Raw genomic sequence first — 12,595 nt, forward strand, 5'->3', positions numbered from 1 at the left:
TTTCCTCCCTTTTCGCGTGGTCAGCGCCACGTCTTCTTCTGTTTCCAGCGCTTGCTTCCACGCGGCGAGTGATCCTGGACGCCAAGATAGAATTCCTGCACGTCCTTCGAAGCCAGCAGCCGGTCGGCGGTATCGGCCATCACGATGCGCCCGAGCTCCATGACGTAGCCGTAATCGGCTACTTCGAGAGCAACCTTGGCGTTCTGCTCCACCAGCATCATCGTCACGCCACGCTCCTTGTTCAGGCGGCGCACGATCTGGAAGATTTCCTTCACGAGAAGCGGAGAAAGCCCGAGGCTCGGCTCGTCCAGCAGCATGAGCTTCGGGCGCGCCATCAGTCCGCGACCAATCGCCAGCATCTGCTGCTGGCCACCCGACAGCGTTCCGGCGGCCTGTGACCGCCTCTCCTTCAGGATGGGGAAATAGGAGTAGACCATCTCCTCGTCCTCGACGATGCCTTTGGCGTCCGACCGGGTATAGGCCCCCATCCGCAGGTTCTCGGCGACCGTCAGCAGGGGAAACACCTCACGTCCTTCCGGAACGTGGACGATACCCATGCGGACCACCTTGTCCGGGTTGGCCCCCGCGATGTTCTGGCCCTGATAGAGGATTTCGCCCTTTTCGGGATCCATGACGCCGGAGATGGTCTTCAGGAGTGTCGTCTTGCCGGCACCGTTGGCGCCAAGCACGGTTGCGATCTGGCCTTCCTGTACGTCGAGCGAGCAACCGCGGATGGCCATGATCGGCCCGTAGAAGCTCTCCAGATTGCGTACCGAAAGCACGACCTCGCCTGCCTCGACTTCGGGTCGCTGTGCCGTCACCGTCATGTTCATGCCAGCACCTCCTCATTCTCGTCGGTTGTGCCGATATAGGCCTCGATCACCCTGGGATCGCTCTGCACTTCCTGCGGCGTGCCGAGCGAGAGCGTCTTCCCGTCGGCAAGCGCGAGCACCCGGTCCGAAACGGCTGAAACGAGATGCATGTCGTGCTCGACCATGATGACGGTGATGCCCATCTGCTTCTTGATATCCTCGACCCAGAAGGCGACATCCTGCGTCTCCTCGACCGACAGGCCCGAAGCCGGCTCGTCGAGCAACAGCAGGCGGGGTTCGATGGCGAGCGCGCGCCCCATCTCCACGATCTTGCGCACGCCATAGGGCAGACCCGCGATGTATTTGTCGCGGTAGACCTGCAGGTCGAGGAAATCGATCACCTTTTCGATCGCTTCACGATGGCGCCGCTCCTCGGATCGAACGAAGGGCGTGAACAGCAGTTCGGTGAGGAAATTGCTCTTCCGATGACGATGACGGCCCACCAGGAGATTGTGCATCACCGTGGCGTGCTCGAAGAGTTCGATGTTCTGGAAGGTCCGCGCGATGCCGAGCCTCGCCATATCGTATGGCTTCATGCCGAGGATCGACTTGCCGTCGAAGCGTATGTCGCCCTCCGCCGGATCGTAGATGCGCGAGATCAGGTTGAAGACGGTCGACTTGCCCGCCCCATTGGGGCCGACGAGGGCGAAGACCTCGCCCTCCTCGACGTTGAAGGAGACCTGGTTGACGGCCACCACGCCGCCGAAACGTAACGTGACGTTGTCGAATTCGAGAAGGCTCATCGCATCCGCTCCGTCTTGAGGTAGCTCTTCTGACGGCGGAACATGTCCTTGCGATAGAAGGGGAAGAGCTCGAAATAGGTTCTGATCTTCAACCACCGGCCATAGATGCCGCGCGGTTCGAACAGCATGAAGACGACAAGGATCAGGCCGAACATGGCCGTCTCCATGCCTGGCACCGAGAAGGCCCGGCTACCGGACAGCCAGTTAAGATTGTCACGCGCGATCGCGATCGACTGCGGCAGCATCGCGATGACGGCTGCCCCGAAGAAGGCGCCATGGATGGATCCAAGCCCCCCGATCACGATGGCAAGAAGCAACTGGATCGAGATGATGATGTTGAACGTCTCGTTGTTGAAGATGCCCGCATAGTGACCGAGGAGCGCGCCCCCCAGGCCGGTTATGCCGGCCGAGATGCCGAAGGAAATCGCCTTGGTGCGTGCAATGTTGACGCCCATGGCCTGAGCCGAAATCTCGGAATCGCGGATCGCGGCGAAGGCCCGCCCAAGCGGCGAGCGCAACAGGTTGCGGTAGAAAAAGACCACCAGCAGCGTCACCGCCAAGGCCAGATAGTAGAAGTGCATCGGCGTGCGGTAGCGATCGATGGTCAGCCCGAAGATTTCGATCGCCGGGGCGAACAACCCCTGCACGCCATTGGTCAGCGGCGCCGCGATAACGATGAAATCGTCGACCAGGATCGTCACCGCCAGCGTGCCGATGGCGAGGTAGATGCCGTGGAGCCGCGCCATGGGAAGCGCGATCAACGCGCCGCAGATGCCGGCGATCACCCCGGCCAGCGGGAAGGAAATCAGGAAGGGCAGCCCGAGCCTTTGTTGCAGAAGCACGTTCGCGTAGGCGCCGATGGCAAGAAACGCGGCATGGCCAAGGCTCGCCTGACCTGTCTGCCCGACCAGGATCATCAACCCCATGCACGCGATCGACCAGATGAGAAGGCTGGTCATTTCTCCCAGCCAGAAGGAGCCCAGATAGAACGGCAGCACCAGCGCGATGATCAGCAGGAGGGCATACCAGCCGAACTGGTAGCCATGCTGGAACATGTTGATGTCGGCATCGTAGCTCGTCTTGAAAACGGTTCTCATCGCCCTGCCCTCACACCTTCTTCGCGTGGACCTGAGCCAGGATTCCGTGGGGACGGAAGACCAGAATCAGGAAGAGAAGCAGATACGGCATGATCTGCGCATAGCCGGATGGCATGTAGCGGCCGGCAAACGGTTCGATTACCCCGATGATGATGCCCCCCAGCAGCGCGCCAGGCAGCGAGCCGAAGCCACCGATAACGGCTGCGGCAAAGGCTTTGATGCCGAGCAGGCCGACCGAAGGGTCGATCGAGCCCTTGGAGGCAAACAGGATGCCCGCCACCGCCGCCGTCATGCCGGAAAGTGCCCAGATCAGTGAATGCACGCGCTTGACGGGGATGCCCATGTAGTAGGCAGCGAGCTGGTTCTGCGAGGACGCCTGCATCGCAACACCGAGCTTGGTCCGGTTGAAGTAGAGCCAGAGCACGACGGTGAGCAGGATCGTCACGAAGATGACGAACACCTCGTCCAGCCCGAGTACCAATCCCCCGAAGCGCACATCCCGCCCGGCTATGGGTGAGGCGAGCGAGATCGGCTCGTGACCCCAGATCGCGCCGGCGATGAAGCGCAGCACGAAGCCCAGCGCGATTGTCAGGATGACCAGCGCGATCTGCGACTGGCCGAACATGCGCCGGATGACCACCAGGTCGAGCGCATATCCGAACATGCCCATCGCGGCGATCGTGACGGGGACCGAGACCCAGAAAGGCAGTCCCATGAATTGTGGATTGGTGAGGCCCACGCAGATGAAGGCGCCGAGCATCATGAAGTCGCCCTGGGCAAAATTCACACCTTCGGTGGCCTTATAGATCAGCACGAAGCCCATGGCGATAAGGCCATAGACACAGCCATTGGCAAGGCCGCTGACGAGCAGTTGCAACACGTCCAAGACGCTATCTCCTCCACTTGCAGGGCGCGGACGCTGCCGTGCCCTTGTTCCTCCTCGATCACGCCCGGGGCCTCCTTCCCCGGCCGCGACGGGCGCCGCTAGGGCGCCACGAATACCTTTCCGTCCGGCTTCTCCAGTTCCTGCGGCAGGCGGTCCATCGCCTCGGCCAACGGCACGATGGCGGTAACGTCTGTCTGCCAGCGCCCGTCGGCGAAGCGCTTCTGCGCCTCCATCACGACGACCGCCTTGCGGTCGGTGGGCGTCACCCCCATCCATTCGGTCAGCCAGAAACCCTCGATGCGCTTGCCCATGAAGATCAGCTGGCCGGGTTCCGGGATGACCGTGTCGCCCGAATCCATGCGGCCATAGATCACCCAGCGCGCGCCTCTTCCCATGGCGTTGAAGACCTGGCCCGCCATTTTTCCGGTCACCGCGTCGAGAAAAACACGCGGCTTTTCCTCCTTCAGGACGGCGGCGAGGCGCGCCTCGAAATCAGGGGCGGTGACGTTGAGAACATGGGCGGCGCCCGCTTCCGCCAGATGCCCGTCATCGTCGCGGCGTACCAGCGCAATCGGTCGGAAGCCTTCGTCTCGGGCGGCGCGCATCATCAGCTTGCAAAGCTGACTGGCCGCAGCGGACAGGATGAAGGACTTCGCGCCCTCCTCGCGCACCAGATCGAACATGGCGAGCGCGGTCAGCGGATTGACGATGAAGGCCGCCGCATCCTCGTCGCGAAGCTGGTCGATCACCGGGATGACCGCACGCGCGTCGGCAATGGCGTATTCGGCCCAGCTTCCGGAACCCGACCTGCCGGTAGCGAAGGCGACACGCTTGCCGATCAGCGCCTGGGACTCCTTGTCCGGGCCGGCGGCCACGACCTCGCCCACGCCTTCGAAGCCCGGCGGCCGGCCCTTCTGCCGCGGCTGGCCGTAAAGCCCCTTGACGAACATGACGTCGGAAGGATTGACCGCCGCCAGGGAAACCTTGATGAGCAGCTGCCCTTCGCCCGGTTGCGGCAGCGCGATCTCGCCCTGCTCCAGATAGGGCGCCATTGCCTCCAGCACCACGCCGGAGTGCTCGGTGGCGTAGCCATCATGCTTCTGCAAAAGCGCTTTCATGCGGGTGGGCACATTCATGGTTTCAATACCAGTTTTCCGGTCGCGCCACGATTGAGTACGCGATTGAGTATGGCAGGGGCATCCGCGAGCGGATAGACGCCCTCGATCACCGGTTTCACCTTGCCTTCGGCATACCAGGCCAGCAGTTCGGACATGTTGTCGGCATAGACCTTCGGCTCGCGCTGGGTGAACGCGCYCCAGAAGACGCCGACCACCGAGAAGCCCTTCACGAGCGTCAGATTGACCGGCAACTTGGGGATGGTGCCAGAGGCGAAGCCGATGACGAGCAATCGTCCGCCCCATCCCATCGACCGCGCGAGCGCATCAAAGCTGTCGCCGCCGACAGGATCGAAGGCCACGTCGACACCCTTGCCGGCGGTCGCCGTCTTCAGATCGTCCTTGAGGTTGTCGTAGCCGATCACCACGTCCGCGCCGGCCGTCTTTGCAATCTCGCGCTTGTCCACCGTGGAGGCCACGCCGATGACCCTGGCTCCCATCGCCTTGCCGATCTGCACCGCGGCAATGCCGGTCAGGCCGGAGGCGCCGAGTACGCAGAGCGTCTCGCCGGCCTGCAACTGGCCCCGTTGCTTGAGCGCGTAGTGGGCGGTGCCGTAGCCGCACATCAGCGCGCAGGCATCCTCGTAGGACACGCCATCGGGCAACGGGAAGACCGACCTGGCCGGTGTCGCCATCTTCTCGGCATAGGCGCCGAGCGTGCCCAACGTGGCGACCCGATCGCCAATCTTCGGAGACGACACGCCTTCGCCCACCGCCATCACGCGACCGGCCATTTCCATGCCCGGCACGAAGGGCGGTTCGGGTTTCATCTGGTAGAGACCCTGGACCAAAAGGCCATCGGGAAAGTTCACGCCGATCGCCTCGGCCTTGATCACGACCTCTCCCGGGCCGGCGACCGGTTCGGGCCAGTCGGCATAGTCGAGAGCCGCGAGCGGCCCGAATTCCCTGGCGATGATCGCCTTCATGTCACACCTTCTCCTGGGTGTATTTGCGCAGTTCCGTGCGCGCCACCTGTCGGCGGTGCACGGCATCGGGTCCATCGGCGAGACGAAGGGTCCTCAGATTGGTCCACGAACGCGCCAGAGGCGTGTCCTGGCTGATCCCCTGCCCGCCGAACATCTGCACCGCCTCGTCGGTCACCTTGAGCGCAACTTGCGGTGCAATCACCTTGATCTGGCTGATCCAGGGCGCGGCCGCCTTGCCGTCTCCCTGGTCCATCATCCATGCCGCCTTGAGGCAGAGGAGACGCGCCATCTCGATCTCCATGCGGCAATTTGCGATTATGTCGTAATTGGCGCCGAGCGAAGCCAGCGGCTTGCCGAAGGCTTCGCGGCGCATGGAGCGCTTGCACATCAGTTCCAGCGCCATCTCCGCCTGGCCGATCGCCCGCATGCAGTGGTGGATGCGGCCCGGTCCGAGGCGGCCCTGGGCGATCGCGAAGCCCTGGCCCTCGCCGACCAGCAGACTTGTGACCGGGACGCGCACATCCTCGAATCTGAGATGCAGATGCCCGTGCGGCGCATCGTCCTCGCCATAGACCTGCATCGCGCGCAACTTGGTGATGCCCGCAGTCTCGGCCGGCACGAGGATCATCGAGTGCTGCTGGTGCTTTGGTCGGCCCTCATCCGGCGTGCGTACCATGACGATGTAGATCTTGCAGCGCGGATCGCCAGCGCCCGACGACCACCACTTCTCGCCATTGAGAACGTAATCGTCGCCGTCACGCACGCAGCTCATGGAGATGTTCGTGGCGTCCGAAGACGCGACATCGGGTTCTGTCATCAGGTAAGCGGAGCGGATCTGGCCCTCGAGCAGAGGTGCGAGCCAACGGTCTTTGTGGTCCTGAGTTCCGTAGCGTTCCAAAACCTCCATGTTGCCGGTGTCCGGGGCCGAACAGTTGAAGGTCTCCGCGCCCAGATGCGCCTTGCCCATCTCCTCGGCGAGATAGGCATATTCCACGGTGCTCAGGCCGTATCCACGTTCGGAATCGGTCAGCCAGAAATTCCACAGTCCCCGCTCACGTGCCTTGGTCTTCAACCCTTCCAGGATCTCGGTCTGGCGGGCGGTATAGGTCCAGCGGTCGCCCTTGCCGACCTCGGCCAGGAATTCCTCGTCGAGCGGCATGATCTCGTCGCGCACCATCGCCGCCACCTTCTCGTGGATCGGCTTCAGGCGTTCGGTCATGCCTAGGTTCATGTGAGGTGTGGGCGATGCCATGCTATTCCTACTCCTTGCCCCCGAGCCCGCGCAGCGCGCAGACGACGACTTTCCTGGCGAGATCCTCTCGGTTCGCCTTCGTCTCGCCCGTTTTCGGGCGGTACCAGAAGATCGGCGAGTTGAGCGTCATGAACATGAGCTGGTTGGTGACGCTCACGTCCTCGAAATCGAACTCGCCCTTCTCACGCCCATCGATGATCACCGACCGGAACAGGTCGCCATAATCCTTCCGATACTGGATGAGCTCGTTGAACACCGTACGCTGTTCAGGTGTTGTCGCGCCGCGCAGGTGCATCTCGACGCCCATCCAGACAGCCATCTGGAAAGGTTTGGTCGTGATCATCTGCATGACATGCGCAAAAGCCATCCGCCGCCAGCGCATGGTTGGCGAGCCCGCCAGATGCCGGTGCGGCTCGATGGCCGCATAGTTCATCGCCATGCCATGCCGGAACACTTCGGCGAAAAGCACTGATTTCGACGGGAAGTGATGGTAGATGCGGCCCTTGGTGGCGCCCAGGCTCCTGGCCACCTCGTCCAGCGATGTCGCAGCGTAGCCTCGATCCATGAAAAGTTCGGCCGCCGCCGCGAGGATATCCCCGTGGGAACTCTCAAGCGTCAACTCTCGCTCGCTCAGAGACATCTGGCCGTTCCTCCCACCCATTTCGGCGGCTCCACTCGGTTCTTGTGACCGATCCGCATCCGCTCTTTACGGGTCGAAGAAAGATGAACATACTACCGGGTATGTTGTCAACGCGGATCGGCCGCGATCGAAAAGGTCGAACGCAAAGGGGGGGAGTTGCGCGATGTCCTACATCGATGAACTGTTTTCGGTCACCGGCAAGACGGCCCTTGTGACGGGTGCGGCCACCGGGATTGGCCGCATGGCCGCCACCGCGCTTGTCATGGGAGGAGCGAGGGTCTTCATCGCATCACGCAAGGGAGCCGCATGCGAGGCCGCCGCCTCCGAAATCAACGCTTTGGGAGGCACCGGGCGCGCGGAGGGGTTTGAAGGCGACGTGGGCAGCGAGGAAGGCGTCGCGGCGCTGGCTGCAGAGCTTGGCAGACGCACGGACAGTCTGCACATCCTGATCAACAATGCGGGGTTATCCTGGGGGGCCGAACTGGCCAATTTTCCCTACAAGGCATGGGCCCGCGTGCTGGACGTCAACGTCACCGGCCTCTTTCACCTGACCCGGGAACTTCTTCCGCTCCTCGACAAGGCTGCGAGCCACGGCGACCCGGCACGGATTATCAATCTGGGCTCCGTCATGGGTACGCAACCCATGGCGGACGGCGCCTATTCCTATACCGCTTCGAAAGCGGCCGTTCATCATCTGACAAAAACGCTGGCCAACGAGTTGGCCGGACGCCGTATCACGGTGAACGCCTTCGCTCCGGGTCCTTTCCAGAGCAAGATGACGGAATTTGCCACGGGCACTGACGAACAGGCCGAGATGGTGGCCAAGCGGGTGCCGATGGGACGGCTAGGTTCACTGGATGACATTGCCGGGGCGACGCTGTATCTCTGCGGACGTGCTGGAAGCTATGTCACCGGCGCGATCCTTCCCATCGATGGCGGCCAGTCGGTCCAGCACGGCATGCGGCTTTTCAAGGAGTGAACCCCGGCCATGGCTCAGCTTTTGAAGCCCGTATCGATCGAAACGATGATGTCTTCCATCGGCGAAGAGGTCGGCGTCTCGCCATGGCGCGAAGTCACCCAGGAGATGATCGACAAGTTCGCGGACGCGACCGACGACCACCAGTTCATCCACGTCGATCCGGTGCGGGCTGCGGCCGAGACACCCTTCGGCGGAACCATTGCCCACGGCTTCCTGTCACTCTCGCTACTGTCGGCGATGGCTTATGAAACCGTTCCTCCCCTCGAAGGGGCGGAGATGGGCATCAATTACGGTTTCGACCGCCTGCGGTTTGTCTCGCCGGTCAGATGCGGCGCGCGCGTCAGGGCACGCTTCACGCTGGTCAGCGCGAATGTCCGCCCCTCCGGCTGGGTCCAGATCCAGCATGACGTCACCATCGAGATCGAAGGCGAGCGTAAGCCCGCCATCACCGCCCAGTGGCTCACCCTGGCCGTGCTAAGACGCGACGACGAACAGGCCACCGCATGACCAATGCCGACCCAAACTCCCTGCCCGCCGACGCGCTTCTGTCGTATCTCGAGACGCATATCCACGGCTTTCGGGGCCCTATCGAAATCAGGAAATTTTCTGCCGGCCAGTCAAACCCGACCTATGCGATCGCGGCCACGAGCGGCCGCTATGTGCTGCGCGCCAAGCCGCCGGGCGAGCTTCTGAAGTCGGCGCATCAGGTCGACCGCGAGTTCCGCGTTATCAAGGCGCTCGAAGGATCGAAGGTGCCGGTGCCGAAGGTTCTGCACCTGTCCGAGGAGGCCTCCCCCATCGGCCGCATGTTCTATGTCATGGAACATGTGGAAGGCCGCATCTTCTGGGACCCTGCCCTTCCAGAGGCCGCCAACGCGGCTGAGCGGACGGCCATCTACGATTCCATGAACCGAGTTCTCGCGGCTTTACATGATATCGATGTGGACGCAGCCGGTCTCGCGGATTTCGGAAGGCCCGGCAGCTATTTCGAGCGCCAGTTCTCTCGCTGGTCGAAACAGTACCGTTCCTCCCAGACGGACGCGGTGGAAGACATGGAAACGCTGCTGGACTGGCTCGAAGACAACAGCGTCGAGGATGACGGCGTGGTCTCGCTGGTGCATGGCGACTACCGCCTCGACAACATGATCTTCCACGCAGAGCGCCCCGAAGTGGTCGCAGTCCTGGACTGGGAATTGTCGACGCTGGGGCACCCCTATGCCGACCTCTCCTATCAGTGCATGCAGTGGCGCCTGCCCCACGATTCCGGTTTTCGCGGCCTGGGGGGACTGGACCGGGCGGCGATCGGCGTGCCGACTGAAGATGCCTATGTCGAAGCGTACTGTCGTCGCCGCGGCATCTCGGGCATCGACAACTGGCCCTACTACCTTGCCTTCTCCTTCTTCCGGCTCGCCGCGATCTGCCAGGGCGTCTACAAGCGTGCGCTGGATGGCAACGCCTCCAATCCCGAGAAGGCGCGCACCTATGGCGCGGCCGTGAAGCTGCTGTCGAGCCTCGCGGTGGAGGTTATCGAAAAGCGCGCCTGAAGGCGCTTCGGGGAGGAATGCAATGGGACGATTCGAAGGGCTTACCGTGCTCATCACGGGCGCGACCGGCGGATTTGGCGCGCGATCGGCCGAGCGTTTTGCGGAAGAAGGCGCCAGGCTGGTGCTTTCCGATATCGACGCCGACCGCCTGGCTGCGTTTGCCGACGGGCTGAATGCGGAGACGGTGATCCTCGCCGGCGACGTGGCCGACGAAGACCTGTCGCGCGACCTCGTCGCGCTCGCCGTCGAGAAATTCGACCGCCTCGACATTGCGCTCAACAATGCCGGAATCGTCCAGGACCTCGCGAAGCTGCCCAAGATCGATTCCGCGCAGGCCCGCCGGGTCATCGAAGTGGATCTGATGGGCGTGTTCTACGCCCTCAAACACCAGCTTCCCCAGATGGAACGCCAGTTCCGGCAGTCGGCTCGTGGCGGACGGATAGTCAATCTCGCCTCCGTGGCCGGCATCGCCGGTGCCCCCCGGCTGGGAATCTACGCCGCGGCAAAACACGGCGTGGTCGGGCTTACCCGCTCGGCCGCCGCCGAATACGCAACCAAAGGCATTGCAATCAACGCCGTCTGCCCTTCTTTCGCCAGGACGCCGATGGCGCTTGCGGCGTTCGGTGATCTCGAAGGCGATGCGCTCAAATCCGCGGAAGCCGAGATGGTGCGGGGCGTTCCCATGAAACGGCTCGCGGAGGTGGAAGAGGTGATCGAGGTCATCCTCTTTGCCGCCGATCCGAAGAACGGTTTCATGACCGGCCAGACGCTGGCTTGCGACGGCGGCATCACTGCAGTCTGAGCCGGCAGTCTCGAAAACAAGCGACACGGCAACCGGTTTCGTGCTTGCTTCCGGCCACATGACCATGACCGGGAGAAGACACCATGTGCGGTTTCGTATGCCTGTGGAACATTGACGACGAGGCGCTGGCGCAGTCCATGATCGGCCGCATCGCCCATCGTGGTCCCGACGCTACCGAGGTCGTTCGCGCCCGCAACGCCCCCGTCATCATGGCACATGCCAGGCTCTCCATCATCGGCCCCGAGAACGGCGCCCAGCCAATCTATCAGAATGACGACCTGCTGGTCGTCAATGGCGAGATCTACAACCACGCCGACCTACGTGCGATCCTGGGCGAGAGTGCCTTCACCACCGCGAGCGACAGCGAGTCCATCCTGCACCTGTTCCGCTCGGGCGAATTGCGCTGGATAAAGCGGCTCGACGGAATGTTCGCGTTCGTCCTGGCAACCTCGGAACGCATCATCGCGGCCCGCGATCCGCTTGGCATCAAGCCACTCTATATGGCGCGTATCGGCGACGGTGTGGCCTTCGCTTCGGAACTCAAGGCCTATGACGGGATCGATGTCGATTCAATCGAGGCAATCCCGCCGGGCGGCCTTTACGACAGCCTGGAAGGTCCGCGCCGCTGGTACCGCACACCGCACGGCGCGGCCGTAGCGGAACCAGGGCTGAGCGTGGAGGCCACAGCGGCGGAGCTACGCCTGGTCATGGAAGAGGCCGTCGAGAAATGGATGACCGCCGATGTCGAGGTAGGGTGCTTTCTTTCCGGCGGGCTCGACAGTTCGATCATCGCGGCCCTCGCGGCACGCCATTCGTCCTACCGTCTCAAGACATTCTCGGTGGGTGCGGAGGGGAGCCCGGACCTCCTGGCAGCGCGCAGGGTAGCCGAGCACATCGGCTCCGACCATTTCGAATATGCCTTCGGGCCCGACGACGTTGCCGAGGTACTGCCCAAGGTCATCTACCACCTGGAATCGGCCGACATCGATCTGGTGCGCAGCGCGATCCCGACCCATTTCGCCGCCCGCCTGGCACGCCGCTATGTGAAGGCGGTGCTGACCGGCGAAGGAGCCGATGAACTCTTTGCCGGCTACACCTACCACCACGCCTATGTCGAGCGCCCGCGCGAACTGGCCGAGGAACTGACCCGCTCGCTGAACGCCATGCACAACATCAACCTGCAGCGCGTCGACCGCATCACCATGGGCGAGAGCCTTGAGGCGCGCACGCCCTTCCTCGACCGCGACCTCATCGACTTCGCGCAATCCATTCCCGCGACTCTCAAATTGTGCCGAACAGAGCCGGGCGCCCGCGAGAGCACCGGCGCCACGACCGAGAAGTGGATCCTGCGCAAGGCCTGTGCCGACCTGCTTCCCCACGATCTCGTCTGGCGCAAGAAGGCGCAGTTCGACGAAGGCTCGGGCACCGTCGACATGCTCACCGAGGCCCTGATGGGACTTGCCGGCACCAACGCGCCGCTTGACCGGGCGGCCGAGGGCGACCTCTATCGTGAGATACTCGTGGCGCAATACGCCAATCCCGACCGCATCCTCGCCCATGCCGGCAGCTGGACCGAAGGCAGGGTCGAGGCCGCCTGAGGCGCGCCGAGCACCCGAGTATTGCAAACCGATCTTGCAGCATATTCAGCTTCTTGCGACGATTTCAGGAATCAGCAGGGC

The 12,595-nt window shown here is 63.0% G+C and carries 13 protein-coding genes; 5 read left to right on the forward strand and 8 right to left on the reverse strand.

Going from position 1 to position 12,595, the window contains the following annotated elements:
- Window positions 1-20 precede the first annotated feature (20 nt).
- The 8 genes from GRZ55_RS07945 to GRZ55_RS07980 form a co-directional block, all read right to left on the reverse strand.
- Complete coding sequence (locus tag GRZ55_RS07945) at window positions 21-833, reverse strand: ABC transporter ATP-binding protein (protein WP_210257270.1); 813 nt, start codon at window positions 831-833, stop codon at window positions 21-23.
- Window positions 830-1,615, reverse strand: coding sequence for an ABC transporter ATP-binding protein (locus GRZ55_RS07950; protein ID WP_169286384.1), 786 nt, complete (start codon window positions 1,613-1,615; stop codon window positions 830-832). The genes GRZ55_RS07945 and GRZ55_RS07950 overlap by 4 nt, the downstream gene beginning before the upstream one ends.
- Window positions 1,612-2,712 carry a branched-chain amino acid ABC transporter permease gene (locus GRZ55_RS07955; RefSeq protein WP_169286385.1) on the reverse strand — a complete coding sequence of 367 codons (1,101 nt, stop codon included), beginning with the start codon at window positions 2,710-2,712 and terminating at the stop codon, window positions 1,612-1,614. Before GRZ55_RS07955 ends, GRZ55_RS07950 begins: the two co-directional genes overlap by 4 nt.
- Window positions 2,713-2,722: 10 nt before the next feature.
- A complete protein-coding gene (locus GRZ55_RS07960; RefSeq protein WP_368856603.1) occupies window positions 2,723-3,592 on the reverse strand; it encodes a branched-chain amino acid ABC transporter permease in 870 nt (289 codons plus the stop codon).
- A gap of 104 nt (window positions 3,593-3,696) precedes the next feature.
- Entirely contained in the window at window positions 3,697-4,734 is a 1,038-nt protein-coding gene (locus GRZ55_RS07965) for a zinc-binding dehydrogenase (protein WP_169286387.1), read from the reverse strand.
- A complete protein-coding gene (locus GRZ55_RS07970; protein ID WP_169286388.1) occupies window positions 4,731-5,699 on the reverse strand; it encodes an NADPH:quinone oxidoreductase family protein in 969 nt (322 codons plus the stop codon). The genes GRZ55_RS07965 and GRZ55_RS07970 overlap by 4 nt, the downstream gene beginning before the upstream one ends.
- Before the next feature lies 1 nt (window position 5,700).
- Complete coding sequence (locus tag GRZ55_RS07975) at window positions 5,701-6,930, reverse strand: acyl-CoA dehydrogenase family protein (protein ID WP_169286642.1); 1,230 nt, start codon at window positions 6,928-6,930, stop codon at window positions 5,701-5,703.
- Between the two features lie 28 nt (window positions 6,931-6,958).
- Complete coding sequence (locus tag GRZ55_RS07980) at window positions 6,959-7,591, reverse strand: TetR/AcrR family transcriptional regulator (protein WP_169286389.1); 633 nt, start codon at window positions 7,589-7,591, stop codon at window positions 6,959-6,961.
- Between the two features lie 163 nt (window positions 7,592-7,754).
- Between GRZ55_RS07980 and GRZ55_RS07985 the strand changes: the two genes are divergently transcribed.
- The 5 genes from GRZ55_RS07985 (at window position 7,755) to asnB (ending at window position 12,514) form a co-directional block, all read left to right on the forward strand.
- Window positions 7,755-8,570: an SDR family oxidoreductase gene (locus GRZ55_RS07985; RefSeq protein ID WP_169286390.1), complete on the forward strand. Its 816-nt coding sequence runs from the start codon at window positions 7,755-7,757 to the stop codon at window positions 8,568-8,570.
- Window positions 8,571-8,579: 9 nt separating this feature from the next.
- Entirely contained in the window at window positions 8,580-9,077 is a 498-nt protein-coding gene (locus tag GRZ55_RS07990) for a MaoC family dehydratase (RefSeq protein ID WP_306785596.1), read from the forward strand.
- The gene (locus tag GRZ55_RS07995) at window positions 9,074-10,114 is read left to right on the forward strand and encodes a phosphotransferase (protein WP_169286391.1); all 1,041 of its coding nucleotides are present in this window, start codon (window positions 9,074-9,076) and stop codon (window positions 10,112-10,114) included. Before GRZ55_RS07990 ends, GRZ55_RS07995 begins: the two co-directional genes overlap by 4 nt.
- Window positions 10,115-10,136: 22 nt before the next feature.
- Window positions 10,137-10,916, forward strand: coding sequence for an SDR family NAD(P)-dependent oxidoreductase (locus tag GRZ55_RS08000; RefSeq protein ID WP_169286392.1), 780 nt, complete (start codon window positions 10,137-10,139; stop codon window positions 10,914-10,916).
- Between the two features lie 83 nt (window positions 10,917-10,999).
- Window positions 11,000-12,514, forward strand: coding sequence for an asparagine synthase (glutamine-hydrolyzing) (asnB, locus tag GRZ55_RS08005; RefSeq protein WP_169286393.1), 1,515 nt, complete (start codon window positions 11,000-11,002; stop codon window positions 12,512-12,514).
- Window positions 12,515-12,595 lie beyond the last annotated feature (81 nt).

Source organism: Chelativorans sp. ZYF759, assembly GCF_012911015.1.
In the GTDB taxonomy this organism is placed as follows: domain Bacteria; phylum Pseudomonadota; class Alphaproteobacteria; order Rhizobiales; family Rhizobiaceae; genus ZYF759.